We start from the raw sequence: 26840 nt of genomic DNA on the forward strand, positions 1-26840 counted from the left end.
AATTTATTGTTTTGAAATTCTATATTTTTCTAATAATCTGTTTAATTCTTTTAATTCTTGAGCAGTCAAATTTGAAGCAAGTAATTCTTCATGTTGTATAACTATTGGATCTAATTCAGTCAATAAGTCTAATCCTTTTTGAGTAATTTGAATCTCAATTTTTCTTCTGTTTTCAGAGCAAACTTCTCTAGTAACCAAGTTTTTTAATAACAATTTATCTATTAATCGAGTAGTGTTACTGTTTTTTGCAATCATTCTTTCTTGAATGACACACATATTTGCTGGATTTCCTTTTTGACCTCTTAAAATTCTTAAAACATTATATTGTTCACTTGATAAATCAAATGGTTTTAAAATCTCTAAGAACTTTTCGCCTACAATAGTATTGGTATACATCAAATTTAAAATCACTTTCTTCGCATCACTAATGCTTACGGTAGATTTTATAATTTCTTCTATTTTCATAATTGTACTTTCAATATTTGTAGGTACAAATGTATAACATTATTTTATTTGTATATACAAATGTTTGTTATTTTTTTGTTAAAATTTAAAATCACGCATAATCGATAAACTTTTTATATTTAGTATTTTTGAAAAAAATATACTTTATGGACTTATTACAAAACGATTGGGTAGAGCAATTATCAAATGATTCTAATGCAGTAATTCTTGATGTTAGAACAGAAGATGAATGGAGTGAAGGAATTATACCAAATGCTTTAATGATTAATATTTATGAAGGACAAGGCTTTATTTATAAAGTAGATGAATTAGATAAAAATAAAAATTACTACGTTTATTGCAAAGCTGGTGGAAGAAGCGCTCAAGCTTGCGCAATTATGAATCAGTTAGGTTTTAAGAATACTTATAATTTGGTTGGAGGATTTTCACAATGGAATGGTGAAGTAACTTTTCCTGAAGAAAACTAATATGAATATTCCACATTCAAAATATCCTAGAGTTGTAATTATTGGTGGTGGATTTGCCGGAATTGCTTTAGCAAAAAAACTTAGAAATAAAAAGGTTCAAGTTGTTCTGATTGACAAACACAATTATCATACATTTCAACCACTTTTGTATCAGGTAGCAACTGGCGGATTGGAAGCTGGTTCAATTGCTTATCCGCTCAGAAAAGTAATTCAAGAACATACCGATTTTTATTTCAGATTAACATCTGTAAAAGAAATTGACACTGAAAATCAAAAAATAATTTCTGAAATAGGTGATTTGCATTATGATTATTTGGTAATTGCAACGGGTTCAAAAACAAATTTTTTTGGTAACAAAGAAATTGAAAGGAATGCGATGTCTATGAAAACCATTCCACAATCATTAAACATTAGAAGTTTAATTTTAGAAAATTTTGAACAAGCGGTTTTAACCAATGACCAAGCAGAAAAAGATGCTTTAATGAATTTTGTTTTAGTTGGAGCAGGACCAACAGGTGTTGAGTTAGCTGGTGCTTTGGCTGAAATGAAAAAAGCAATTCTCCAAAAAGATTATCCAGATTTAGATATTTCTAAAATGGAAATAAATTTAATTCAAAGTGGCGATTTAATACTCAATACCATGAGTGAAAAATCATCAATAGCTGCTGAAAAGTTTTTAAATAAACTTGGAGTAAAAATTTGGAAAAATGTTAGAGTAACTAATTATGATGGAAGAACAGTTACTACAAATTCTGATTTAACTTTTGAAACTGCCACTGTTATTTGGACTGCTGGAGTTCAAGGCGCTGCAATTCCAGGATTAAGTAGTGATGCATTGGTTGAACGAGTTGAGCGAATTAAAGTAAATGAGTTTAACCAAGTTAATGGTTATGAAAATATATTTGCCATTGGCGACATTGCTTCAATGGAAACGAATGATTTTCCAAAAGGACATCCAATGATGGCACAACCAGCTATTCAACAAGGTAAACTTTTGGGTGAAAATATTATAAAGTTAATCAACCATAAACCTATGAAACCATTTGAATATAATGATAAAGGTTCGATGGCAACGATAGGAAGAAATTTAGCAGTTGTAGATTTGCCTAACTTCCATTTTAATGGAGTTTTTGCTTGGTTTGTTTGGATGATTGTGCATTTACTCTCATTGATAGGGTTTAAAAACAAAGCAGTTGTGTTTCTTAATTGGTTATACAATTACATTCGTTTTGATCGCGAAGGAAGGCTAATTATTCGTCCTTATAAAAAGAAAAGTTTTATAACATTTACTAGCGATGAAGTTTAAAGTGTTTTTGGTGTTTATTGTTTCAGGATTATTTTTTTCCTGTAAATCAACATATCTTGATTCTAAAAAATCACCTGTTTTACTTAATATTTCTGCAGAAAAAGATGAAAACTCTTTTGTGAATCTTAAAAACTATAGCAATGATTTTGTGTTTGACATGAAGTACGCTACTGCGGATAATTTTCTAAAAGAACAAGTTTATCCTTGTAGCGAATGTTTTTTAAGAGTAAAAACAGTTAAAGCCTTGCTGGCAGCAAATTCAGTTTTTCTTGAAAAAGGATTTAAAATAAAGCTATTTGACTGTTATAGACCAAAAGCTATTCAAGAAAAAATGTGGAAAATCGTTCCTGATGCAAATTATGTTGCCAATCCAAAAAAAGGTTCCATTCACAATCGTGGCGGAGCAGTTGATATTACGTTAGTTGATTTAAATGGAAAAGAACTTGATATGGGAACAACCTTTGATTTTTTCGGAGAAGAAGCAAGTCATAACTTTTCAAATCTTCCAGAAAATGTTCTAAAAAATCGTAAATTTTTAAAAGAAATAATGCTTCAAAACAATTTTAAATCTTTCGATTCAGAATGGTGGCATTATAATTTAAATGGAAGCAACACGGATGAAATTTCTAATTTGAAATGGAATTGTAATTAGTTTTCAATACAATTTAAATAATCCATAAAATATGTTTCAGGAAAATAAGACTTACCATCTATTTCAGAAACAAACTCAGTTTTAAAAGGATAATCTAAAGTTTCTCCTGAATATTGAATGCGCATAAAAGTAACTTTTGAAGTTTTTAAATCCGCATAATTTTCTTTTGAAAAAACAAACGTACTAGTTGTTATTCGGTTGTTTTTACCATCATCACTTCTCAATAAAGTACCACAAGTATCTGCACCAATGTTCAATAAAGTAACAATTTTTCCGTTACTTAATTGAAGGTGTATTTTTGAATTTTTATCAAAACAATTTGCCTTTATAAACTCGCTACTTCTTTGTAAAGATTGGAATTCAAGATTTAAAACACCATTACTTGAAGCCAATGAAAAATAAATGTTGGTTGAGTTACCCGCAAAACTACGTTCGTAAATTAAATGCTGTTTTGTTGATTTATAAGTACCCAAACTATCGGTAATATTTGTGTCAATTTCACATGGTTTTTGAGCAAAAGCAAAAAAATTTAGTAGTAAAAATGTTATTGAAACAATCTTCTTCATGGTTTATTTTAATTTTCTGCAAAGTAAAACTATTTTACTATTATTTACATCAGTTGTAAAAAAACAATACAAATTTCCACCATCTTTTATTTTCCACTTTTTTCTAATGGATTCAACTGTTTCTGGAAAATTTCTAGTTGTAATATTTGCTTTTTGGTTTAACAGATAATTTTTCATTGAAGATTTATCATAATTGATGATTGTTTCAATTTCAAAAACTCTGCCAGGAAAATCAATTAACTCATCAGATGTAAATAAATGTGAATGTTGATGCAGTTTTTCTAATTCTAATTGAACACCAATTTCATCAAAACCACCTGATTTCATTATTGAAGCATTAGGTTCAAATAAATATTTTTTGGGTAAAGAATAGGAAGCGGTTTTGTCATTGTTTAAGATAAATGAAAATGCTTCAATGTTATCTTTTTTTATGTTTGAAGTAATAATTTCAATTGTTGAATTGTAGTTTTTTTTCAAAGTCCAAATTAATTCTTTGACTTCATTTTCAACTGCAACGATGTGAATTTTTAATACATTTTTTAATTCTGATAATCCAGCAGAAATATCCAGTATTGGTGCGGTTTTTATCATGATGTTGTTCGATTTTTCAAAATAAAAATCTAATAATTCAGGAACATTCGGTAAGCAATCTTTTAGCATGAAAACTTTGCCTTTTGCATCATTTCGTCTCGAAGGATCGATATAAATCCAATCGAAACATTCGTCATTTTTTTTAAGAATGGTTAAACTATCACCAGTAAAACATTCGACATTTTGTATTCCCAATGATTTGTAATTATGATTTACAATTTCGGATAGTTCTTCGTTAATTTCGCAATGATAAACTTTAGTAATTTTTTTGGAAAAATATAAATCATCAACACCAAATCCACCCGTTAAGTCAATTAATGTTTCTCCTGAAACTAAATTGGCTTTGTATTCAGCGGTTTTTTCAGATGAAGTTTGTTCAACCGAAATTTTGCTTGGATAATAAATTTTTTTGGTTTCAAACCATGTTGGAAGTTTGGTTTTAGCTTTTTGTTTAGCTACAATTTGATTTAAAATTGTTGCCCAATCAGCGTTTGGAAATTTTGGTTTTTGCAACGCTAATTTTGAAATATCACTAACAAGATTATCATCAATGAATTTTTGAATTTCATCGGAAAGAATGGATTTATCCATGCTTATAGATTTTTTGTAAGCAATTGAATTATCTTATTTTCAGGAAAAAACTCTTTTCCAATTACTTTTAGGATTGTATAAAACGGTACGGCGATAATCATTCCAACAATTCCAAATAGAAAACCAGCAATTAGAATAATCAAGAATATTTCTAACGGATGAGATTTTACACTATTTGAGAAAATTATAGGTTGACTTATGTTATTATCAATTAATTGAACAATAAAAAATCCAATTAAAACATAAATAGTAGTTGGTAAAATTTCGGTTTGAAAATCTCCATTTATGTTGCTCATCATTGTTAAAATTGCAGCTATAAAACTGGCAATCAATGGACCGATGTAAGGAATAATATTAAGAATGGCGCAAAGCAATGCTATTATTAAAGCATTTTGAACACCAAATATTAATAAAACAATCAAATACAAGATTAGTATAATTACTAATTGTATAATTAATCCAATGAAATATCTGGAAAGAAGCTGATTTATTTTAGAAACCGAGTTTAAAATTTGGTCTTCGTGTTTGTCAGGCAATAAGGTTTTAGCGCCAGCAATAAATTTCAATTTATCTTTCAGAAAGAAAAAAGCAATGAAAAAAACAGATGCTAATCCCATTCCAATATTACTAATTGTAGAAAGTAAGGAGTTGAAAAAGTTGGTAAATAAATCGAAATTAATTTTTGATAACCATTTATCTGGATTTAAAATGTTGTTGCTGTTAAGGTTATGATTCTTTAGAAATTCATTAAAATTACTTGTGATATCAATGATGTTGTTTTCGATTTCTTTAGTATTTAAAAGTGATAAATTACTGCTTTGAGATAGAATTAATGGTACAAACATTGAAAAAATTCCAACTATCAAAAGAAGAAAAATAAATAAAGTAGTAACGACCGCTAAAGTATTTTTGAATTTTAACCTACTCTTTAAAAACTCAACAATTGGATTTGCTATTAGACTAAAAATTAGTGATAAAACTAAATATAGAATTGCTGTCTGAATTTTATAAATAAACAATAATAACAGGCCAAATAAAAGAAGAATACTTACCGCTTTTACTATACCAAAAGCAATTATTTTTGAATTGTTCATTGTTTAATTTTTTATAAAAATAAAAAAAACTCGTCTAGTATTTGCTACTTGACGAGTTTTCATTCAAAACTTTTTAAATATTATGGTTGCGCGAAAGAAAATCTTGGTCCACCAGAAAGGAAAATTGCATCCATTCTTGCTTTTTGTCCGTTTGTAAACATATACATTCCTCTGTCATCGGTATAATCCATATAGTTCATTGTCATTTCAACTGGATTTCCTGAACATGTGCTGTAGTGAGGATAAGTTGGAACTCCATAATTAGCAGTATTGTGTAATGGCGTATCTGCTACTTGGTCATTACCACAAGTTGTATCTCCCCAAATATGACGTAAATTCATCCAGTGACCAACTTCGTGAGTTGCAGTTCTTCCTAAGTTGTATGGGTAACTTGAACCTGAATTATTTGTAACTCCGAAATATCTAGAATCAACAACAACTCCATCAGTAGCAGAAGAACCACCTGGAAATTGTGCATATCCTAAAATTCCACCACCGATTGTACAAACCCAAAGATTTAATTTAGTAGTTGGAGATGTTGGATTTAAACCACCTTTTTTAGTGCTTTTCATTGCATCTCTTGTTCCCCATGAAGTTTTAGTAGTAGACTTTCTGTTAACTTGATCTAAAACAAATGAAATTCCAACATTTGCTTTTACACCAGAAAAAATTGAAGGAACTTGATTGAAATCTGAATTTTGAGCATTAAAATCGGCATTTAAAACATCGATTTGTGATTGGATTTGTGCATTTGAAATATTTTCAGCAGAAGTTCTATACAAAACATTAACTACAACAGGAATTTCAATCTTTCCATTTACTAAACGGTTTTGAGTTAGCATTGCTTTTTCAGTAAATGCTTCAATTTGATTCATTTTTAAAGCCAATTCAGGATTTTCGCTTAATTGTCTCTCTAAAACTTCATAAGAAGCACAACCTCTTTTGGCAACTCTTTCCTCAGAATTAGTGTTTTTGTCATCATTTTGACATGAAAACAAAACTAACAATGCAGTTAGTGATAAACAGATTTTTTTCATAAATAATTTGGTTTAGGTTAATTTATAATCACAATAATATTAAAATTGTTAATATATTGAATAAATCATAAATTCTTATTGTCAAAAAGTCGATGAATAACATCTTTTTTTAACGAATGCCTAAAAGCCAAACAAAAAATTAATAGAAAAAACTTATGGTTTTAATTGTTGAATATATAATTCAAGATGTTTGTGCCCATTTTAAGTGCTTTTTCGCGTACTTCTTTTGGGTCATTGTGAACTTCTGCATCTTCCCATCCATCGCCAAGGTCACATTCAAAAGTATAAAGTAAAATTAATCTATTGTTTTCAAAAATTCCAAATGCTTGTGGACGTTTGCCTTCGTGTTCATGGATTTTAGGTAATCCATTTGCAAAGATGTTTGGTTTTTGAAATATTGGATGATTTGAAGGTATTTCAACCAATTGATTGTTTGGAAAAATTCGTTTAATTTCTCTTCGAATAAACTCATCCATTCCATAATTATCATCAATATGAAGAAATCCACCAGAAAGAAGATAATTTCTAAGATTTATAATTTCTGCATCATTAAAAACAACATTTCCATGACCAGTCATATGAACAAAAGGATATGAATATATTTCTAAACTTCCTGGTTCAACAGTTGCAGGTTTTGCTTTGATTTTAGTATTTATAGTTTGATTTGAATACTTAATCAAATTTGGCAATGAAGTAGGATTAGCATACCAATCGCCGCCGCCATTGTATTTTAATAATGCTATTTCTTGAGAATAAATATTGAAGTTAATCAGTAAAAAAAATATAAAATAGATTTTGAGGATAATTTTCATGTTTTTAAATAGATTTTATCTGATTTTTTATTCTTCATTTTTAAAAACTACACTATGGCAAGCAACAATTGCGGCTGTTTCTGTTCTAAGTCGTGTGTTGCCCAAAGATACTGGAATAAAATTATTAGCAATTGCTAATTGGATTTCTTTAACAGAAAAATCTCCTTCAGGACCGATTAAAATCAAAACATCTTTGTTTGTTTTTAACTCATTTTTTAATGATTTTTTTTCTGTTTCTTCACAATGCGCTATAAATTTTTGGCTTTTGGTATTTATTTTTAAAAATTCTTTGAAACTAATTGCATCATTCAATTTTGGTATATAAAAGTGTAACGATTGTTTCATTGCACTTTCTAAAATTTTTTGAAATCTATCGTTTTTAATCACTTTTCTTTCGGAGTGTTCACAAATAATAGGGGTAATTTCTTGAATTCCTATTTCAGTAGCTTTTTCTAAAAACCATTCATAACGATCGTTCATTTTGGTTGGAGCAACTGCCAAATGTAAATTGAATTTTGGTTCTGTTTGCTTTTCAAATGAATTGATTTTTACAGTACATTTTGAGTCTGAAGCAATTGTTATTTCAGTTGTGAACAAATATCCTAATCCATTTGTAACATGTAAAATATCACCAGTTTTTTTGCGCAATACTTTAATTATGTGTTTGCTTTCTTCTTTTTCGAAAACGAAAGAAGTTTGTGTTTCTGTTAAAGCTGGATTATAAAATAATTGCATATACTAAAATTCTATTCGTGCTTTTGAAACTACTTTGGTATTTTCAAACTTATCATGCAAAAACTTTTGGTAGCCTACAATACCAATCATTGCAGCGTTGTCTGTAGTATACTCAAACTTAGGAATAAAAGTTTTCCAACCGTATTTGTTTTCTGCATTTTTGAGTGTTTCTCTGATTCCAGAATTTGCAGAAACACCACCACCAATAGCAATCTGTGTAATTCCAGTTTCAGCAACGGCTAATTTTAATTTTTCCATTAAAATGTCAATAATAATTTGTTGAACCGAAGCGCAAATATCATTTTTATTTTCTTCTACAAAATTTGGGTTTTGGGCAACATTTTTTTGGATGAAATAAAGAATTTGTGTTTTTAATCCCGAAAAGCTAAAATCCAAACCATCTACTTTTGGTTTTGTAAATGGATATTTTTTTGGATTTCCTTCTTTAGCAAATTTATCAATTAATGGTCCGCCAGGATAAGGTAAACCAAGAATTTTTGCAGTTTTATCAAAAGCTTCACCTACGGCATCATCCGTTGTTTCACCAATGATTTCCATGTCAAAAAAGTCATTTACTTTAACTATTTGAGTATGACCACCAGAAATTGTTAAAGCCAGAAAAGGAAATACAGGTTTATCAAATCCTTCTTCATCGATAAAATGCGCTAAAATATGTGCATGCATATGATTGACAGCAATTAACGGAATATTTAATGCTAAGGATAATGATTTTGCAAAAGATGTTCCAACCAATAGTGAACCCATTAAACCTGGACCTTGAGTGAAAGCAATGGCAGAAAGTTGTTCTTTGGCAACATTAGCTTTTTTTAAAGCTACATCTATTACAGGAACAATATTTTGTTGATGTGCACGTGAAGCCAATTCAGGAACAACACCACCAAATTCTTCATGAATACTTTGTCTTGCTACAACATTTGAAAGTACTTTATCGTTCTTCAAAATTGCAGCTGCAGTATCATCGCATGAACTTTCTATTGCAAGTATAAAAACTTCTTCTTTAATCATAAAAAGGCACAAATTTTGATTTATATTTGACAAACCATTGTGAAATGCCAAAAATAGTGATTTTTTACAAAGGAAATTGTCTTTGCCAAGCCGTTTTAATATTTGGAAGAAAATAAAAAAAATAGTCGCTCCAAAAAAATCAAAAAGATTTTCTTGCGCACAATTGTTGCGTTGATTTTGTTATTGTTATTACTTGCAATTGCATTGTCAATGCCTTTTGTTCAAACAAAAATAGCACATTACATTACTGACAATTTGAATAAAGAATACGGAGTTAATATTTCTGTAGATAAAGTTGCTGTGACTGTTTTTGGAAGTGTGAAGTTAAAAACGGTTTTAATAAAAGATCATCATCAAGATACTTTAATTTATTCAGAACGAATAAACACTAGCATTTTAGATTTTAAAAGATTAGTTGATGGAAAATTAGAATTTGGCGATTTACGGTTTAATAATTTCTACTTAAATATCGTAAATTATAAAAATGAAAAAGATACTAATCTTGATTTATTTGTAGATGCTTTTGATGATGGTAAACCAACTTCGGGTAAATTTTTATTGAAATCAAGTAATGTTTATGTTACTGATTCTCGATTAGTAATTATGGATTATAATAGAGAAAATCCAAAAGACCTTGATTTAAAGAAGCTTAATACTCACTTAAAAGACTTTAAAATTAAAGGTCCAAATGTTTCTGCTCAAATTGCAGAAATGTCATTTTTAGATCATCGAGGATTATTTGTTGAAGATTTAACTTCCGATTTTGTTTACACTAAGCGAAACATTAAACTCGAAACTTTAAAAGTAAAAACTAAAAACTCTTTCTTTCAAGGTAAAGTCATTCTAAGTTATGTTAAAGAAAATAAAGACTTTAGCGATTTTAACAACAAAGTAAAGTTTGACATAGTTACCAAAAATTCAACAATAGCTACTAATGATATTCGCTATTTTTATGAAGAAATGGGCAAGAATAGAGTGTTTACTTTAACTTCAAATCTAAAAGGAGTTTTGAATGACTTTTATGCTACTAACTTATATTTACGAGATAACAGCAATTCAGTTATTAGCGGTGATTTAAACTTCAAAAACCTATTTCCGCGTAGTCCTGGAGAATTTTACATGAAAGGAGATTTCAAAAAAATCACTTCAAATTATGATGATTTAACAAAATTACTTCCAAATATATTAGGAAAAAAATTGCCAACTTCATTACAAAAATTGGGTCAATTTAATTTTACTGGTGATGTAGAAGTGACTCAAAAATATATCATTTCAGATTTTGTTATGAATACTGCTTTGGGTATTGTAGAATCTACTTTAACTATAAATAGTTTGGATAATATTGACAATGCAAATTATACTGGTAATGTAATTTTAGATCAGTTTGAATTTGGAAAACTAATTGAGCAAAATGACATTGGAGCGGTTAGTTTGAATATTGATGTTGATGGAAAAGGATTTACCCAAAAATTATTGAATACAACCTTTGTAGGCGATGTTTATAAATTAAAATTCAAAGGATATAATTATCAAAATATAGTTGTGGACGGAAGTTTTAAACAGCCAATTTTTAAAGGGAAATTCTTTGTAAACGATCCAAACTTGTATATGGATTTTGATGGTTTAATTGACTTAAGTAAAAAAGAAAAGACCATTAATTTCCATTCAAAAATTGATTATGCAAATCTTGATAAATTAAATATTATTAAAGACTCAATTGCTGTTTTTAAAGGTGAAATTGTAATTAACTCAAAAGGAAATGATTTAGATAATTTCAAAGGCGATGTGTTTTTGACTAATGCAATGTATCAAAATAAAAAGGATATCTATTTCATTGATAATTTGTCTGTGAATTCAAGTTTTGATGAAAATAATGAAAGGAAAATTTTAGTTAGTTCGCCGGATGCTATCAATGGAACAGTTGTAGGTAAATATAAATTTGACCAACTGAAAAGTATGGTTGAAAACTCAATTGGAACTTTATACGCCAATTATAAACCTAATAAAGTTGAGAAAGGACAATACATAAAGTTTGATTTTGATATTTACAGTAAAATTATTGAAATTTTTTATCCAGAAATTTCTCTTTCAAAAAACACTAAAATAAAAGGAAGTATAAGTTCTGAAACTGCTGACTTTAAACTTGATTTTAAATCTCCTAAAATAACTTATTTAGAGAATAGTTTTGATGGTTTGATTTTGCAAATTGATAATAAAAATCCATTGTATAAATCATATGTTCAACTTGATACGATAAAAACTAAATATTATAAAATAAGAGATTTTAGTTTGATTAATAATATTGTAAAAGACACATTATATTTCAGAACTGAATTTAAAGGTGGCAATCTTGGAAATGATTTTTACAATCTGAATTTATATCATACAATAAATTCAGAAAATAAAAACGTGGTAGGTTTACAAAAATCAGAAGTTCAGTTTAAGGATTATTTGTGGTATATAAATGAAAGTGATAATAATAAAAACAAAATTATTTTTGACAAAAAACTCGAAAACTTCACATTCGATGACATTAGATTATCTCATGAAAATCAAAGTATTGATTTGAACGGAATACTTAATGGAAAAGACAATAAAAATTTAAAGTTGACCTTTCAAAACGTTAATCTGAATAAGATTACTCCCGATGTTGAAAAATTTAAGTTTGATGGAAATGTAAATGGTGAAATTGATTTCAAGCAAAATCTTGAAGTCTATCAGCCGACATCTTCATTAGAAATTGAAGATTTAAAAGTAAACGATATTTTATTAGGAAAACTTAATTTAGAGATAAAAGGCGATGAAAGTCTTCAAAAATTCTATGTTAAATCTAACTTACTAAATAAAAATGTCGAATCATTTGAAGCAGATGGAAATATTGAAATTATAGGCGGAAAGACTTCGTTAGACGTTGATTTAAGATTTGATAAATTCAATTTAGGTGTTTTAGGAAAAATAGGTGGAGATGTTATTACCAATATTAGAGGTTTTGCATCAGGAAATGCAAGAGTTGACGGACCAGTTGATGAATTGGATTATAATGGAAGACTATATGTTAACGACACAGGACTAACAATTCCTTATTTAAATGTTGATTATTCTTTTAGTGATAAATCAATTGTTGATATTACAGAAAATAAATTTATAATTCGTCAAACTACAATAACCGATTCTAAGTTCAATACCAAAGGGGAATTATACGGATATATTAAACACAAACAATTTGGAGATTGGGAATTAGATTTAAATATTAGTTCTAAGAATTTGTTAGCATTAAATACTGCTGACCATGAAGATGCTGCTTATTTTGGTACGGCTTACATGAATGGAACAGCTTCTATAAAAGGACCAACAGAAGGTTTGGCTATAAAAGTTGATGCTGAATCGGTAAAAGGAACAGATATTAAAATACCAATTAATGATAGTGAGATAGCCGAAGAAAATGGATATATTCAGTTTACTAAACAAAAAAACAGTAGCGAAAAGAGTAAAGACGAAAAGAAATACTATGGCTTAGAACTTGATTTTAACTTTGATATCTTAGAAAATGCAGATATCGAAGTTATATTAAATCGCGATTCTGGTCATGGAATGAAAGGAAATGGTCGTGGTACATTACTTTTTGAAATTAATACTTTAGGAAAGTTTAATATGTACGGCGATTTTCAAGTTTATAAAGGTTATTATAATTTCAAATATGGCGGTTTAGTTGGTAAAACTTTTGAAGTGAAAAAATATGGTTCAATAGTTTGGAATGGTGATCCTATGGCTGCAACATTAAACCTTGAGGCAGTTTATAGAACTACTGCTAATCCAGCTGTTTTGATTGAAAATCCATCATTTAACAGAAAAATTGATGTTGAAGTAATAATTGGAATAAAAGGAAATTTAATGAATCCTGAACCAGAATTTTCAATAGAATTTCCAAAAGTAGCTTCAACTTTACGATCAGAGTTGCAATATAAATTGGACGACAAAGACGTTAGACAAACACAAGCATTGTCGCTATTATCAACCAATTCATTTTTAAGTCCAGAAGGATTAAGTCAATCTCAATCATCCAATTTATTATATGAAAAAGCAAGTAGTGTTTTTTCAGATATTTTCTCAACCGATGGAGGAAAAGTTACTCTTGCTCCAGAATACGTTGGTGGTGACACACGACCAGGTTACGAGACCGATGCTAGATTTGGTTTAACTCTTCAATCTAAAATCAACGATAGAATAACTGTAAACGGAAAAGTAGGTGTTCCTGTTGGTGGAGTAAACGAATCTGCTGTTGTTGGTAATGTTGAACTTCAATATAGAGTAAATGATGACGGAACACTTAACTTAAGAGTTTTTAATCGAGAAAACGATGTTACTTACATTGGTCAAGGTGTTGGCTACACTCAAGGACTTGGGATTTCTTATGAAGTCGATTTTGATACTTTTAGAGAACTAATCACTAAAATTTTTAATAATAAAAAATTGAAAGAAGTTATTCCTTCAAAAACCGAGGTCGATGATTCTATTTTACCAGATAGTTATCAATTCAAAGCACCTGCTAAACCTGAAAAAAAAGAAGAAAAAACACCTGTAAATAATCAAGGTCTTCCTCCTGATGACTATTGATTTTTAATTTTTTAGCACTTTATTTTTAAAACTTATCAACGAAAACGTTTGAAGTTTCTTTCTTTTGTTAATACTTCAATAATATAGGTGTAAAACTGCTCCATCTTTGTTAATTTTACATTTTAACATATAAAAAAATGTCAAATACAATAAAAAAAATAGGAGTTTTAACATCCGGAGGTGATTCTCCAGGAATGAACGCAGCAATACGTTCTGTTGTTAGAACCTGTGCTTTCCATAATATAGAATGTGTTGGAATTTACCGTGGATATCAAGGTATGATTGAAGGTGATTTCAAAGAAATGGGACCAAGAAGTGTGAACAATATTGTAAACAAAGGTGGAACTATTCTTAAATCGGCTCGTTCAAAAGAATTTATGACGGTTGAAGGAAGAAAAAAAGCACATCAAAATTTAGTAAATGCTGGTGTTGATGCATTAGTTGTAATTGGTGGTGATGGTTCATTTACGGGTGCTGAAATTTTCAACAATGAATTTGGATATCCTGTTATGGGAATTCCAGGAACTATTGATAATGATATTTTTGGTACAAGTCACACATTAGGTTATGATACGGCTTTAAATACTGTAGTAGATTGTATCGATAAAATCCGTGATACCGCAAGTTCTCATAATAGACTTTTCTTTGTTGAAGTAATGGGTAGAGATGCGGGTCATATTGCTTTAAATGCTGGAATCGGAGCAGGAGCGGAGGAAATTTTAATACCTGAAGAAGATTTAGGATTGGACAGATTATTAGAATCTTTAAGAAAAAGTAAAGCTTCAGGAAAATCATCAAGTATTGTGGTTATTGCCGAAGGTGATAAAATTGGTAAAAACGTTTTCGAATTAAAAGATTATGTTGATGAAAACATGCCAGAATATGACGTTCGTGTATCGGTTCTTGGTCACATGCAACGCGGTGGTTCGCCTTCATGTTTTGATAGAGTTTTAGCATCAAGACTTGGGGTAAAAGCAGTCGAATCTTTATTAGAAGGAAAATCAAATTTTATGGTTGGACTTCTTAATGACAAAGTAGCTTTAACACCTTTGGAGCAAGCCATTAAAGGTCATACAGAAATTGATAGAGAATTATTGAGAGTTTCAGATATAATGACTACATAAGAAAAAGAAATAATAGATTAAGAAGTAATAACTAATATAAAAAATAAAAATGTCAAAAGTAAAATTAGGAATTAACGGGTTTGGAAGAATTGGAAGAATAGTTTTCAGAGAATCAATGAACAGAGATAATGTTGAAGTAGTAGCAATAAATGATTTGTTAGATGTTGAACATTTAGCTTACTTATTAAAATATGATTCAGTTCATGGAAGATTTAATGGAAAAGTAGAAGTAAAAGATGGAAAGTTATATGTAAATGATAAATTCATAAGAGTAACTGCTGAAAGAGATCCAAAATTAATTCAATGGGATGATAAAGACGTAGATGTTGATATTGTTGCAGAATGTACTGGTTTCTTCACAACTGTAGAAACTGCAAGCGCACATATTACTGGTGGAGCAAAAAAAGTAATTATTTCGGCTCCTTCTGCTGATGCGCCAATGTTTGTTATGGGTGTAAATCATGAAACAGTTAAACCTACTGATTTAGTAGTTTCTAATGCTTCTTGTACTACTAATTGTTTAGCACCTTTAGCCAAAGTAATTCATGATAATTTTGGAATTGTTGAAGGTTTAATGACTACAGTTCACGCTACAACATCTACACAAATGACTGCAGATGGACCATCAAGAAAAGACTGGCGTGGTGGTCGTGCTGCTAGTGTAAATATTATTCCTTCTTCTACAGGTGCTGCAAAAGCTGTAGGGAAAGTAATTCCTTCATTGAACGGAAAATTAACAGGAATGTCTTTCCGTGTACCAACGGTTGATGTTTCAGTAGTTGACTTAACAGTTAAGTTATCAAAAGAAACTTCATATGAAGAAATTATGTCAGTATTGAAAAACGCTTCAGAAAATGAAATGAAAGGAATTTTAGGATTTACTGAAGATGATGTTGTTTCTCAAGATTTTGTAGGTGATTCTAGAACTTCAGTTGTTGATGCTAAAGCCGGAATTGGTTTAAATTCAACATTTTTCAAACTAGTTTCATGGTATGATAATGAATATGGATACTCAAGTAAATTAATTGATTTAGCAGTACACATTTCAAAAGTATAATTTATTTAAAAATCCTGATTTCATTTTAGAAATTAGGATTTTTATTTTCTATAAAGCCAAAAATTTATGAAACTACTTGTAGATAGCGGTTCAACCAAAGCCGATTGGATTGCCATTGACGAAAATGGTAAAGTACTTTTTACTACTCAAACGTTAGGTTTGAATCCGGAAGTGCTTGAAAAAGAAGAAATAATCGAACGTCTTGAAGACAAATTTGATATATCTCACAATAAAAACAAAGCAACTAGTTTATATTTTTATGGAGCAGGTTGTGGAACAGATAGAATGAAAACATTCTTAGCCAATGTTTTTGAAGAATATTTTTCTAATGCAAAAGTAGAAGTTTACGAAGATACTTATGCAGCGGTTTTTGCCACTACTCCAAAAAACGAAAAAGCAATTGTTTGTATTTTAGGAACAGGTTCAAATTGCAGTTATTTTGATGGCGAAGTTTTACATCAAAAAGTGCAATCATTAGGATATATAGCAATGGATGATGGTTCTGGAAATCGTTTTGGAAGACATTTACTTAGAGGTTATTTTTTTAATAAAATGCCTAAAGAAATGGCGCTCGAATTTGAAGAAGAATACAATATTGATGCAGATTATGTTAAAGCCAATTTGTATAAAGAGCCAAATCCAAATGCGTATTTAGCGACTTTTGCAAAATTTATAATCAAACACAAAGATGATGAGTTTTGTAGAAAAATAATTAAAAAAGAATTGAAGTCTTTTACTAAAAATTATATCATGCAATATGATAATTACAAAGACGTTCCAGTTCATTTTGTAGGTTCAATTGCTTTTTATTTAAAAGATGAATTGACCGAAATATTAAACAAATATGATATAAAAATTGGTAACGTTTTACGCAGACCAATAGATGGTTTGATAGCGTATCATGTATTAAATAATTAAATTTAAAACCACTTTTTTAAAGTGGTTTTTTTATTTTTACAAAAACAACTTCATGGAAATAGCAATAATAGCACACGATGGAAAGAAGGCTGACATGGTTCAGTTTATCAATAAAAACAAACATCTTTTGCATAAAGAAAATATCAAGCTTATTGCCACTGGAACAACAGGTTCAAAAGTAGAAGCCGTTGGTATTAAAGTTAAAAAATACCTTTCTGGTCCGCAAGGCGGAGATGCTCAAATTGCTGCTCGTGTTGCCGAAGGAAAATGCAAAATGGTATTGTTTTTTAAAGACCCAAATTCGAGTCATCCGCACGAACCTGACATTTCGATGTTAATCAGAATTTGTGATGTGCACAATGTTCCTTTAGCAACTAATGAAGCCACAGCTCAACTTTTATTATTAGGATTGGATGATTTGAAGTAAATAACTTCATCATTAAGGAAAATAACTTCGTCTTTCAAGTAATTAACTTCGCTAGCCGAGTTCAGAACTTCATCGTTGAAGTTAATAACCTCGTCAGTCAGGTTCAAAACCTCGATGTTAAAGTAAATATCTTCACCGTTGAGAAAAATAACCTCACTGTTCAGGTTCAGAACCTCGCTTTTGAAGTAAATAACCTCGTCGTCGAAGTAAAAAGCCTCGTTTTTAATGTTGGATTAAGTGATTTGAACTTTTTGTGTGTGGTTTGAACTTTTTGTGAGTGGTTTAAACTTTTTTAAGGTGGTCGGTTCTTTTTTTAAGTGGTTAATGTGTTAAATTTTCTCCTGCAAAACCTGAATCTCATCTCTAAACTTGGCAGCTTGAATAAAGTCTAAATCTTTGGCTGCTTTTTCCATTGCTTTTCGAAGGTCGCGGATTTTTTTCTCTATTTCGGGTTTTGATAAATATAAATTTTCGGGTTCGGCAGCTTTAAAAGTTTTTTCTTCATAGTAAGCCGTAGAAATAGAGTTTCCACTCAATGCATTGCCTAAACTTTTGTTTAACGCCTTTGGAACGATATTATTATCGGTGTTGTATTTTATTTGTTTTTCTCGACGGTAATTGGTTTCGTCTATGGTTTTTTGCATGCTGTTAGTGATTTTATCAGCATACATAATGGCTTTACCATTCACATTTCGCGCAGCACGACCAACAGTTTGCGTTAATGAACGATGACTTCGCAAAAAACCTTCTTTGTCTGCGTCAAGAATGGCAACTAATGAAACTTCGGGTAAATCCAAACCTTCACGCAAAAGGTTAACACCAATCAATACATCAAACAAACCTTTACGCAAATCTTGCATGATTTCTACACGTTCCAAAGTATCCACATCCGAATGAATGTATCGACAACGAATGGAAACTTTGGTTAAATATTTGGTCAATTCTTCTGCCATTCTTTTGGTCAAAGTAGTTACTAAAACACGTTCATCAGCTTCACATCGTACTTGAATTTCTTCGATTAAATCATCAATTTGATTTAAACTTGGTCGCACTTCAATAATTGGATCCAATAAACCTGTTGGACGAATTACCTGTTCTACATAAATTCCTTCCGATTTTTCCAATTCATAATCGGCCGGAGTTGCTGAAACATACAAAACCTGATTTTGCATCGATTCAAATTCTTCAAATTTCAATGGACGATTGTCCATTGCGGCAGGAAGTCGGAAACCATATTCTACCAAATTTTCTTTTCGGCTTCTGTCGCCACCATACATAGCATGAACCTGTGAAATCGTAACGTGACTTTCGTCAACAACCATTAAATAATCTTCTGGAAAATAATCGAGCAAACAGAACGGACGTGTTCCTGGTTGTCTTCGGTCTAAATAGCGTGAGTAATTTTCGATTCCAGAACAATATCCCAATTCTTTTATCATTTCTAAATCAAAATTGGTTCGTTCTTCCAATCGTTTTGCTTCTAAATGTTTACCAATTTCTTTGAAATAATCAACTTGTTTTACCAAATCTTGTTGAATATCCCAAATGGCTGCATTTAAAACATCTGGCGAAGTCACAAACATGTTCGCAGGATAGATATTCAGTTTTTCATAGCGTTCAATTACTTTGGAAGAACTCGCATCAAAAGCTTCAATTTCTTCAATTTCATCACCAAAAAAATGGATGCGAAAAGGTTCATCAGCATAACTTGGAAAAACATCAACCGTATCACCTTTAATTCTAAACGTTCCAGGTGTAAACTCAGCTTCGGTTCTTGAATATAAACTTTGTACCAATCGATGTAATAATTTGGTTCGAGAAATGACTTCGCCTTTCTCAATTGAAACTACATTTTTTTGAAATTCAACTGGATTTCCGATACCATATAAACACGAAACCGAAGAAATAACAACAATATCTCTACGACCAGAAAGTAAAGCTGAAGTTGTGCTTAAACGTAATTTTTCTAGTTCTTCATTAATCGATAAATCTTTTTCTATATACGTTCCAGTTACTGGAATAAAAGCTTCAGGCTGATAATAATCGTAATAAGAAACAAAATATTGAACGGAATTATTTGGAAAAAACTGTTTGAATTCAGAATATAATTGTGCCGCTAACGTTTTGTTATGCGCCAAAACTAAAGTAGGTTTTTCTACATTTTGAATGATATTTGCAACTGTAAAAGTTTTACCCGAACCTGTAACACCAAGTAATGTTTGGTATTTTTCACCATTGAGAATTCCATTGGTAAGTTTTTCAATAGCTTGCGGTTGATCGCCAGTAGGTTTGTAATCGGATACGACTTGGAATTTCATAATACAAAGTTACAAAGTTAATCCCAACATTCCATTAACAACAAATCGCCATCTTTGTGTTCGATTTTAACAATTCCATCGTTGGTTACATGATTACTGCTTCCGGTTCGATAACCAATAGTTAAATCTTCATTATTTAAGGAATAGAAAAGATTTAGAGTAGTTATTCCAGTTACTTTTCCAATAGGAATTAAGGAAATTATGGTGTTCGCGGTATACCATTTTTCATATTTGTTGGGCAACAAAAATACTTTTGAATGGTCATCTAGAATTACAATTTTCAGTTGATTTCTGTAAGCAATAATATTTGTGATGTTTGTAATGGTATGGTCGGCACGTTTTCCCGTTGCCCAAATAACGTTTACAGCTTTGTGTCCTTTTTCAATAAGATAATCGAAAGCTTTTTCTAAATCGGTTTTGTCTTGATTTGGCGTATGGACAATTTCAATTGGATATTGCTTTTCTTTTACTTTTTCTGCATCAAAATCTCTGTCAAAATCGCCCAATAAAACGTCAACTTTTATATTCAAATCTAAAACTCTATCAATAGCTGAGTCTAAAACGATTACGAATGGTGACCATTCTAGCAATTGCCCTAATAATTCATTGCTACAACTTGCGCCATTGGCAATAATTAAAGCTGGTTCTTGGTCGTCTCGAACGATATGGTGTGATGACATTATTCTATAATATATTCTTTGATTTCGGTTTTGCTTAATCTAAAGTAACCTAAAGCAAAGTTATCAAAATTGGTTTGATTAATAATGTTTCCACGAATTGTTGAAGTTGGAGTAGAAAATGGTCCGGCATTTCCACCACCAGCTTGCGAAAGCAAAATATTCATGTAGTTATAATAGTTTAAAGTAATACCATTATTGGTAAACTTCAACGTATCACCATTTTTTAAATCTTCGCTAAAATACAATCCGAACATTTCATTATTTTGAAAAAATCGGTCTTCAAGAACTCCATATTCTGGAATTACTTTATAAGGATCATCAATTCTTAAAAAATAATGATTGGTTTCATTAGGCAAATCATCAAAAAAGAATTTTACTTCAATTTCGTTGCCCAAAATTCCGCCATCATTGTTTTGTTCTACTCTTTTTACAATTGGTGTGTTCAATAGTTTTTCGGAAGCTGTATAGATTTCACCTTGATAAATAACAGTTAAAGTATAAGTTTCATCTAAAACAGGAATAAAATTAGAACATTTATATATTCCAGGTTCAGTATCTTGAACAAAATCAAATTGCAGATTGCTACTATTGGTAATATAAACAACTGCATCAGTAACAGGCGGAATTGTATTTGAAAAATAATCGGTAGTGGTTGAAAGTCTCACTTTTTGTTCATTTCCATCAGTTCCAATTACCCAGTTTATAGATGCTTCAATTACTAATCTTGGTTCAGCTGTTTCTAAACCAACGTCAATTACTTTTTCGCATGAAATTAAAAGAAATGTGATTAAAATTAGAATATATTTTGATGTTTTCATGATTTAAAATTTAATGTTATAAGTAGCACTTGGAACAATACCAAAAATAGATAGTCGGATGGCTTCGTTTCTTGCTGTTTCATCATTTTGCCTGAAAGTTATGGATGCAGCATTTTGTCTATTGTACAAATTATATATTCCAAATACCCATTCTGATTGCCATTTTCGACCTTTATTTTTTCTCGGAGTTAATGTTGCCGAAACATCAATTCGATGATATGCTGGTAAATTATTTTCGTTTCTGGTGCTGTAACTCGGAACTGTAATTCCTTCGTATTGATATTGTCCATTCGGAAAAGTTACAGGTTGACCAGTTTGTAATGTTAATGTGCCACCAAATCGCCATTTTTCATTGAGTTTATAACTACTAACTACGGCTAAATTATGAGTTTTATCAAAACCAGTTTTATACCAGTTACCATTGTTAATTCCTGTTTCTAAAGGTGTTCTTCCTGCTACTTGTTGCTCAGTTCTTGATAAAGTATACGAAACCCAACCTGTAAATCGACCAGTATTTTTTCTGAAATATACTTCCAATCCATAAGCTCTTGCTTTTCCGTTAAGAATAACTCGTTCGATGGCTTCGTTGGCAATCAAATTCGCACCATCAATATAATCAACCCGATTTTTTATTTTTTTATAAAAAGTTTCTACTTCCAAAGAATATTCGTCTTCTTTAAAATTTTGAAAATAACCTAATGCTACTTGGTCCAGTAATTGTGGTTTCAAATAAGTGTCACTTGGCGCCCAAACATCTAAAGGAGTTGGTGATTGAGTGTTTGAAATTAAATGTAAATATTGCGACATTCTGTTATAGCTCGCTTTAATGGATTTATAATCACTCAAAGCATATGAAATTGCAAATCGTGGTTCAAAATTCTCAAAATGTGCAATGGTTTGGTTTTTTCCATAAGAAACAGTTCCAATTGGTTCAGCGCTTTCATAAATCTGGAAGTTAGAATTGAATAAAACCGGTTGATTGTTTTCGTAAACATTCAATGTTTGTTGACCTAATCGTAAAAAATTACTCAATCTAAAACCATAACTAACCGTTATTTTTTTTGATAAATCTTGTTCTACATCAAAGTAAACTGCATTTTCTAATGCATATTTTTTATCCAATTGGTCAGGATTAATTCCAGAATCTTCACTTGTTGGTTCAATTTTTCCTGGATTGAAATCGTAGTAATTACTATGAATTCCGTAAGTTAATTTTAGTTTATCGCTTACATAATGTTTGAAATCATATTTTATATTGTAATTTTTAATTCCACTATCCCAATTAAACCCAATAAAATCAAGCGTTAATCCATAATAATAATCAGAATAAATTAATGAAAGATTTGAAAATAATTTATCGGAATACAAATGATTCCAACGGAAATTAAAGACTGCATTTCCATACGTATTTTTGAAACTATCATTTAAAGTAAAAACATCTCGACCAAAATATCCTGAAAGATAAATGTTATTGTTTTTGTTAATGTTATAACTCAATTTGGTGTTCAAATCATAAAAATAGGCCGAATTTGGATTGTTGAATAGTTTTAAAAATAAATGAGCATACGTTCCACGACCAGCAACAACAAAAGAACCTTTTCCTTTTTTTATTGGACCTTCGGCTAATAATCGGCTTGAAATTAATCCAATTCCGCCATTCATGTGAAAACTTTCTTTGTTTCCTTCTTTTTGATAAATATCCAAAACAGAAGATAATCTTCCGCCGTATCGCGCTGGAATTCCACCTTTATAAAGTTTTAAATCTTTTATAGCATCAGGATTAAAAACAGAAAAAAGTCCAAATAAATGAGAAGAATTATAAATAGTTGCTTCGTCTAATTGAATTAAATTTTGATCAGCTGCACCACCGCGAACATTAAAACCCGATTGACCTTCACCTGCATTCGTTACACCGGGTAATGTTAGAATAGATTTGATGATGTCTACTTCTCCAAGAATAACAGGCATTTCTTTTATTTCTTGAATAGAAAGCTTGTTGACACTCATTTCAGGTTTTCGAATATTAACTTTTTTTACATTGTCAGTAATAATGACTTCTTCTAAAAGCTGACTACTTTGCGAAAGCAAAAAATTCTTTTTTGTATCTTGTATCAAACTTATTTTTTCTTGTATGTTTTGATAGCCAATATAACTTAAAATAAGTGTGTAATCTCCTTTTGGTAAGGTTATAGAGTAGAAACCGTATTCGTTAGTAGAAATTCCAGTTTTAGTTTCGTCTACATATATTGAAACACCGATTAAAGTTTCCTTATTTTTTACATCTGAAACGATTCCACTTAAAGTAACTTTTTCTTGAGAAAAAACAATTGAAGTTACTAAAAGCAGCAATATGAAGTATATTAATTTTTTTGGCATAGAATTGGTAGGTTGTTTATGCAAAAATCTTAATAAAATTAACCAAATACTAGTAATCAGTTGTTAATGTTTGGTTAATTAAAACTTTTAATTTTCAGTATTTTAAATACTTTTACAAAATAAAAAATCATTTTATGAAAGCAGTCCGTGCTTTAATTATTATCTTGTTTATTTGCTTTCAAGGTTTTTCACAAATTGAATTACCTAAGAAAACATTAAAAATTGCTCCTGTTTCAAATCCTACTGGCGAAATTGCTCCAACTTCATCAAAGTCGATTAGCTATCCTAGCATTTTTGATAAAAAAGATAAACTGTTGGATGGTGTTTCTTTGTTGAATAAAAAAGAAGAAGAAACAAAAAGTGTTTTGGAAAATGAACAATTTGAGAGTCAATCCAAAGAATACACTGATAGAATGAACAAGAAAAAGGATGGAGTGTTTGATGAAAAATATAAGAGCGATAATTTTTTAGGTCAGTTTAAAGTAGGTACAAAAACAATAAGTATTGCTTGTCGTGACCACGAATACCCAGACGGAGATTTAGTTAGAATTTGGCTGAATGATAAAATTGTAGTTAATTCAATGTTGTTGGATGTTGATTTTAAAGAAGTTTATTTAGAATTAAACGAAGGAATAAATAAAATTGAGATAGAAGCTTTAAATCAAGGTGAATCAGGACCAAACACAGCCCAGTTTACCATGTATGATGCTAAAAAAGGTATAATTACAAATAACAAATGGAATTTAACTACTGGAGGAAAAGCTAAGCTAATTATTCTAAAAGAAGATGGGATTTTGGAAGAAAAGAAATAAAAAAAGCGACCAATTGGTCGCTTTTTTGTTAGTTTAACTTTGCTAAGATTGAATTTAAAGTTTCGCTTGGTCGCATTGCTTTATCTGTTAATTCAAAATTAGGATGGTAATAACCACCAATATTTTGAGGTTTTCCTTGAGAATCAATTAATTCCTGATTAATCTTAGTTTCATTGGCAGTTAATGCTTCAGCAATAGGAGTAAAGGTTGCTTTTAATTCAGAATCTTTATTTTGGTTTGCTAAAGCTTGTGCCCAATATAAAGCTAAATAAAAGTGTGAACCACGATTATCGATACTTCCAATTTTTCTTGCTGGCGATTTATCGTTTTCTAAGAACTTCTCAGTTGCTTGGTCTAATGTTTCTGATAAAACTTGAGCTTTTTCATTATGAAATACATTTGCCAAATGTTCGTAAGAAACACCAAGCGCTAAAAATTCTCCTAACGAATCCCAGCGTAAATATCCTTCTTCAATAAATTGTTCAATGTGTTTTGGAGCTGAACCTCCAGCACCAGTTTCAAACAATCCACCACCATTCATTAAAGGAACGATAGAGAGCATTTTTGCTGAAGTACCAACTTCTAAAATTGGGAATAAATCAGTTAAATAATCACGTAAAACATTTCCGGTTACTGAAATTGTATCTAATCCTTTAACAATTCTTTCTAATGAAAAATTAGTAGCATCAATAGGATTCATTATACGAATATCCAATCCATTTGTGTCATAATCTTTTAAATAGGTATTTACTTTTTCTATTAGTTGTCTGTCATGAGCGCGATTTTCATCTAACCAAAATACTGCTGGATCACCAGTTGCTTTAGCTCTGTTTACGGCTAGTTTTACCCAATCCTGAATTGGAGCGTCTTTTGTTTGACACATTCTGAAAATATCTCCAGCTTCCACTTTTTGTTCCATTAAAATATTACCGTTTTCATCTTTTACTTTTACAGTTCCATTAGTTGAAAGTTGGAATGTTTTATCGTGAGAACCATATTCTTCAGCTTTTTGAGCCATCAAACCTACATTTGGAACACTTCCCATAGTTTTTGGGTCTAATGCGCCATTCTTTTTACAAAAATCAATTGTAGCTTGATATAAACCAGCATAACATCTATCTGGAATGATTGCTTTAGTGTCTTGTGATTTTCCTTCTGCATTCCACATTTGACCAGAATTTCTAATCATCGCAGGCATTGATGCATCAATAATTACATCAGATGGAACATGAAGATTTGTAATTCCTTTATCTGAATTTACCATCGCTAAAGCTGGACCATTTTCGATTGCTTTTGCTAAATCAGCTTCTACATCAGCTTGTTTTGGATGACCTTGAATTTTAGCATAAACATCACCTAATCCATTCTTTGTGTCAACGCCTAATTCTTTGAACAAATCGGCATATTTTGAAAAAACATCTTTAAAATAAACTTCAACAAATGCTCCAAAAAGTAAAGGATCAGAAATTTTCATCATGGTAGCTTTCAAATGCACAGAAAATAATACTCCTTTTTCTTTTGCATCTTTTACTTGTTCAGCAATAAAAACTTTTAATTTGTTTAAATTCATTACTGAACTATCAATAATTTCTCCTGCTTTTAGTGGAGAAGTAGATTTTAAAACTTTTGAGTTTCCATTTTCATCTGTAAATTCAATAGAGAAACTTCCAGCATTTTTAATGGTTACTGATTTTTCAGTTCCATAAAAATCTCCACTTTCCATATGAGCAACATGAGTTTTTGAATCAGATGTCCATTTTCCCATAGAATGTGGATGTGCTTTTGCATAATTTTTCACTGCTTTTGGTGCACGTCTGTCTGAGTTGCCTTCACGTAAAACTGGATTAACAGCTGAACCTAAAACTTTAGCATATTTTGCCTTAATGTTTTTTTCTTCATCCGTTTTTGCATCTTCTGGAAAATTTGGAACATTATAACCTTGTGATTGTAATTCTGCTATTGCTTCTTTTAATTGAGGCACTGATGCAGAAATATTTGGTAATTTAATAATGTTTGCTTCAGGTTCTGTAGCTAATTGTCCTAACTCAGTCAAAGCATCATCTATTTTTTGTTCATCTTTTAGATATTCTGGAAAATTTGCCAAAATTCTTCCAGCTAAAGAAATGTCTCTGGTTTCAATTGAAATGTTTGCGGGTTTTGAAAATGCTTTAACAATCGGTAAAAAAGAATGTGTTGCAAGCATTGGCGCTTCATCAGTAATCGTATAAATGATTTTTGCTTTGTCAGACATAGTTGTTGTATAAAGTGTTTCTTAAATTTACATTTTGGCAAATATATAGAATTAGAAACTATTTTAAAACTAGAATATAGTATAGCACGAATAAAAAAAGAGT

General features: G+C 30.3%; 22 protein-coding genes. 9 read left to right on the forward strand and 13 right to left on the reverse strand.

All coding sequences use genetic code 11. The features are described from left to right. Nucleotides 1-3 precede the first annotated feature (3 nt). Nucleotides 4-465 (reverse strand): MarR family winged helix-turn-helix transcriptional regulator, encoded by a 462-nt coding sequence (locus RN605_RS00585; RefSeq protein WP_313321463.1) that lies wholly within the window; start codon nucleotides 463-465, stop codon nucleotides 4-6. A 146-nt stretch (nucleotides 466-611) separates the two neighbouring features. Here RN605_RS00585 and RN605_RS00590 point away from each other — a divergent pair, with 146 nt between their 5' ends. From RN605_RS00590 to RN605_RS00600, 3 genes are read left to right on the forward strand one after another with little or no spacing between them, the layout of a single operon-like run. Beyond that, entirely contained in the window at nucleotides 612-932 is a 321-nt protein-coding gene (locus tag RN605_RS00590; protein ID WP_313321464.1) for a rhodanese-like domain-containing protein, read from the forward strand. Nucleotide 933: 1 nt separating this feature from the next. After that, a complete protein-coding gene (locus RN605_RS00595; protein WP_313321465.1) occupies nucleotides 934-2238 on the forward strand; it encodes an NAD(P)/FAD-dependent oxidoreductase in 1305 nt (434 codons plus the stop codon). Then, nucleotides 2228-2890: a M15 family metallopeptidase gene (locus tag RN605_RS00600; RefSeq protein ID WP_313321466.1), complete on the forward strand. Its 663-nt coding sequence runs from the start codon at nucleotides 2228-2230 to the stop codon at nucleotides 2888-2890. The genes RN605_RS00595 and RN605_RS00600 overlap by 11 nt, the downstream gene beginning before the upstream one ends. Here the strand turns inward: RN605_RS00600 and RN605_RS00605 are convergent. The 7 genes from RN605_RS00605 to tsaD all read right to left on the reverse strand — a co-directional run bounded on the left by RN605_RS00605 (nucleotide 2887) and on the right by tsaD (nucleotide 9342). Next, the gene (locus RN605_RS00605) at nucleotides 2887-3456 is read right to left on the reverse strand and encodes a hypothetical protein (protein ID WP_313321467.1); all 570 of its coding nucleotides are present in this window, start codon (nucleotides 3454-3456) and stop codon (nucleotides 2887-2889) included. The two genes, RN605_RS00600 and RN605_RS00605, sit on opposite strands and share 4 nt — an antisense overlap. Before the next feature lie 3 nt (nucleotides 3457-3459). Continuing rightward, nucleotides 3460-4638, reverse strand: a complete 1179-nt coding sequence (locus RN605_RS00610; protein ID WP_313321468.1) for a class I SAM-dependent methyltransferase — start codon at nucleotides 4636-4638, stop codon at nucleotides 3460-3462. A 2-nt stretch (nucleotides 4639-4640) separates the two neighbouring features. Then, complete coding sequence (locus RN605_RS00615) at nucleotides 4641-5732, reverse strand: AI-2E family transporter (RefSeq protein ID WP_313321469.1); 1092 nt, start codon at nucleotides 5730-5732, stop codon at nucleotides 4641-4643. A gap of 80 nt (nucleotides 5733-5812) precedes the next feature. Then, complete coding sequence (locus tag RN605_RS00620) at nucleotides 5813-6769, reverse strand: zinc metalloprotease (RefSeq protein ID WP_313321470.1); 957 nt, start codon at nucleotides 6767-6769, stop codon at nucleotides 5813-5815. A 161-nt stretch (nucleotides 6770-6930) separates the two neighbouring features. Next, entirely contained in the window at nucleotides 6931-7581 is a 651-nt protein-coding gene (locus tag RN605_RS00625) for a DUF4159 domain-containing protein (protein WP_313321471.1), read from the reverse strand. Nucleotides 7582-7608: 27 nt separating this feature from the next. After that, entirely contained in the window at nucleotides 7609-8316 is a 708-nt protein-coding gene (locus RN605_RS00630; RefSeq protein WP_313321472.1) for a 16S rRNA (uracil(1498)-N(3))-methyltransferase, read from the reverse strand. A 3-nt stretch (nucleotides 8317-8319) separates the two neighbouring features. Next, on the reverse strand, nucleotides 8320-9342 hold the full coding sequence (gene tsaD / locus RN605_RS00635) for a tRNA (adenosine(37)-N6)-threonylcarbamoyltransferase complex transferase subunit TsaD (protein ID WP_313321473.1): 1023 nt from the start codon (nucleotides 9340-9342) through the stop codon (nucleotides 8320-8322). 153 nt (nucleotides 9343-9495) lie between these two features. On the opposite strand from tsaD, the gene RN605_RS00640 reads away from it, so the two are divergent. From RN605_RS00640 to RN605_RS00660, 5 genes are all read left to right on the forward strand, one after another. Then, entirely contained in the window at nucleotides 9496-13956 is a 4461-nt protein-coding gene (locus RN605_RS00640; protein WP_313321474.1) for a translocation/assembly module TamB domain-containing protein, read from the forward strand. Nucleotides 13957-14093: 137 nt separating this feature from the next. Further along, entirely contained in the window at nucleotides 14094-15080 is a 987-nt protein-coding gene (pfkA, locus tag RN605_RS00645) for a 6-phosphofructokinase (protein WP_313321475.1), read from the forward strand. A 49-nt stretch (nucleotides 15081-15129) separates the two neighbouring features. Continuing rightward, nucleotides 15130-16137 (forward strand): type I glyceraldehyde-3-phosphate dehydrogenase, encoded by a 1008-nt coding sequence (gene gap, locus RN605_RS00650; protein WP_313321476.1) that lies wholly within the window; start codon nucleotides 15130-15132, stop codon nucleotides 16135-16137. A 66-nt stretch (nucleotides 16138-16203) separates the two neighbouring features. Further along, nucleotides 16204-17055, forward strand: a complete 852-nt coding sequence (locus RN605_RS00655; protein ID WP_313321477.1) for a BadF/BadG/BcrA/BcrD ATPase family protein — start codon at nucleotides 16204-16206, stop codon at nucleotides 17053-17055. A 52-nt stretch (nucleotides 17056-17107) separates the two neighbouring features. Then, nucleotides 17108-17482 (forward strand): methylglyoxal synthase, encoded by a 375-nt coding sequence (locus RN605_RS00660; RefSeq protein ID WP_313321478.1) that lies wholly within the window; start codon nucleotides 17108-17110, stop codon nucleotides 17480-17482. A 329-nt stretch (nucleotides 17483-17811) separates the two neighbouring features. Here the strand turns inward: RN605_RS00660 and uvrB are convergent, their stop codons facing one another. Genes uvrB through RN605_RS00680 form a run of 4 tightly spaced genes read right to left on the reverse strand, consistent with a single transcriptional unit; the run spans nucleotide 17812 to nucleotide 23674 of the window. Beyond that, on the reverse strand, nucleotides 17812-19800 hold the full coding sequence (gene uvrB, locus RN605_RS00665; protein WP_313321479.1) for an excinuclease ABC subunit UvrB: 1989 nt from the start codon (nucleotides 19798-19800) through the stop codon (nucleotides 17812-17814). Between the two features lie 17 nt (nucleotides 19801-19817). Continuing rightward, nucleotides 19818-20480, reverse strand: a complete 663-nt coding sequence (locus RN605_RS00670) for a thiamine diphosphokinase (RefSeq protein WP_313321480.1) — start codon at nucleotides 20478-20480, stop codon at nucleotides 19818-19820. After that, entirely contained in the window at nucleotides 20480-21298 is an 819-nt protein-coding gene (locus tag RN605_RS00675) for a DUF4249 family protein (protein WP_313321481.1), read from the reverse strand. Before RN605_RS00675 ends, RN605_RS00670 begins: the two co-directional genes overlap by 1 nt. Nucleotides 21299-21301: 3 nt before the next feature. Beyond that, entirely contained in the window at nucleotides 21302-23674 is a 2373-nt protein-coding gene (locus tag RN605_RS00680) for a TonB-dependent receptor (RefSeq protein ID WP_313321482.1), read from the reverse strand. A 134-nt stretch (nucleotides 23675-23808) separates the two neighbouring features. On the opposite strand from RN605_RS00680, the gene RN605_RS00685 reads away from it, so the two are divergent. Next, on the forward strand, nucleotides 23809-24486 hold the full coding sequence (locus RN605_RS00685) for a hypothetical protein (RefSeq protein ID WP_313321483.1): 678 nt from the start codon (nucleotides 23809-23811) through the stop codon (nucleotides 24484-24486). Between the two features lie 28 nt (nucleotides 24487-24514). Here the strand turns inward: RN605_RS00685 and RN605_RS00690 are convergent, their stop codons facing one another. Then, entirely contained in the window at nucleotides 24515-26737 is a 2223-nt protein-coding gene (locus RN605_RS00690) for an NADP-dependent isocitrate dehydrogenase (RefSeq protein ID WP_313321484.1), read from the reverse strand. Nucleotides 26738-26840: the final 103 nt, after the last annotated feature.

Source organism: Flavobacterium sp. PMTSA4 (assembly GCF_032098525.1).
Taxonomy (GTDB): Bacteria; Bacteroidota; Bacteroidia; order Flavobacteriales; family Flavobacteriaceae; genus Flavobacterium; species Flavobacterium capsici.

Bases quoted from the DNA above. Each gene is read 5' to 3' on its own strand.
- RN605_RS00685 (WP_313321483.1), top strand. From the start codon at position 23,809: ATGAAAGCAGTCCGTGCTTTAATTATTATCTTGTTTATTTGCTTTCAA.
- gap (WP_313321476.1), top strand. From the start codon at position 15,130: ATGTCAAAAGTAAAATTAGGAATTAACGGGTTTGGAAGAATTGGAAGA.
- RN605_RS00655 (WP_313321477.1), top strand. From the start codon at position 16,204: ATGAAACTACTTGTAGATAGCGGTTCAACCAAAGCCGATTGGATTGCC.
- pfkA (WP_313321475.1), top strand. From the start codon at position 14,094: ATGTCAAATACAATAAAAAAAATAGGAGTTTTAACATCCGGAGGTGAT.
- RN605_RS00630 (WP_313321472.1), bottom strand. From the start codon at position 8,316: ATGCAATTATTTTATAATCCAGCTTTAACAGAAACACAAACTTCTTTC.
- RN605_RS00675 (WP_313321481.1), bottom strand. From the start codon at position 21,298: ATGAAAACATCAAAATATATTCTAATTTTAATCACATTTCTTTTAATT.
- tsaD (WP_313321473.1), bottom strand. From the start codon at position 9,342: ATGATTAAAGAAGAAGTTTTTATACTTGCAATAGAAAGTTCATGCGAT.
- RN605_RS00600 (WP_313321466.1), top strand. From the start codon at position 2,228: ATGAAGTTTAAAGTGTTTTTGGTGTTTATTGTTTCAGGATTATTTTTT.
- RN605_RS00680 (WP_313321482.1), bottom strand. From the start codon at position 23,674: ATGCCAAAAAAATTAATATACTTCATATTGCTGCTTTTAGTAACTTCA.
- uvrB (WP_313321479.1), bottom strand. From the start codon at position 19,800: ATGAAATTCCAAGTCGTATCCGATTACAAACCTACTGGCGATCAACCG.
- RN605_RS00615 (WP_313321469.1), bottom strand. From the start codon at position 5,732: ATGAACAATTCAAAAATAATTGCTTTTGGTATAGTAAAAGCGGTAAGT.
- RN605_RS00620 (WP_313321470.1), bottom strand. From the start codon at position 6,769: ATGAAAAAAATCTGTTTATCACTAACTGCATTGTTAGTTTTGTTTTCA.
- RN605_RS00610 (WP_313321468.1), bottom strand. From the start codon at position 4,638: ATGGATAAATCCATTCTTTCCGATGAAATTCAAAAATTCATTGATGAT.
- RN605_RS00690 (WP_313321484.1), bottom strand. From the start codon at position 26,737: ATGTCTGACAAAGCAAAAATCATTTATACGATTACTGATGAAGCGCCA.
- RN605_RS00585 (WP_313321463.1), bottom strand. From the start codon at position 465: ATGAAAATAGAAGAAATTATAAAATCTACCGTAAGCATTAGTGATGCG.
- RN605_RS00670 (WP_313321480.1), bottom strand. From the start codon at position 20,480: ATGTCATCACACCATATCGTTCGAGACGACCAAGAACCAGCTTTAATT.
- RN605_RS00605 (WP_313321467.1), bottom strand. From the start codon at position 3,456: ATGAAGAAGATTGTTTCAATAACATTTTTACTACTAAATTTTTTTGCT.
- RN605_RS00660 (WP_313321478.1), top strand. From the start codon at position 17,108: ATGGAAATAGCAATAATAGCACACGATGGAAAGAAGGCTGACATGGTT.
- RN605_RS00590 (WP_313321464.1), top strand. From the start codon at position 612: ATGGACTTATTACAAAACGATTGGGTAGAGCAATTATCAAATGATTCT.
- RN605_RS00625 (WP_313321471.1), bottom strand. From the start codon at position 7,581: ATGAAAATTATCCTCAAAATCTATTTTATATTTTTTTTACTGATTAAC.
- RN605_RS00595 (WP_313321465.1), top strand. From the start codon at position 934: ATGAATATTCCACATTCAAAATATCCTAGAGTTGTAATTATTGGTGGT.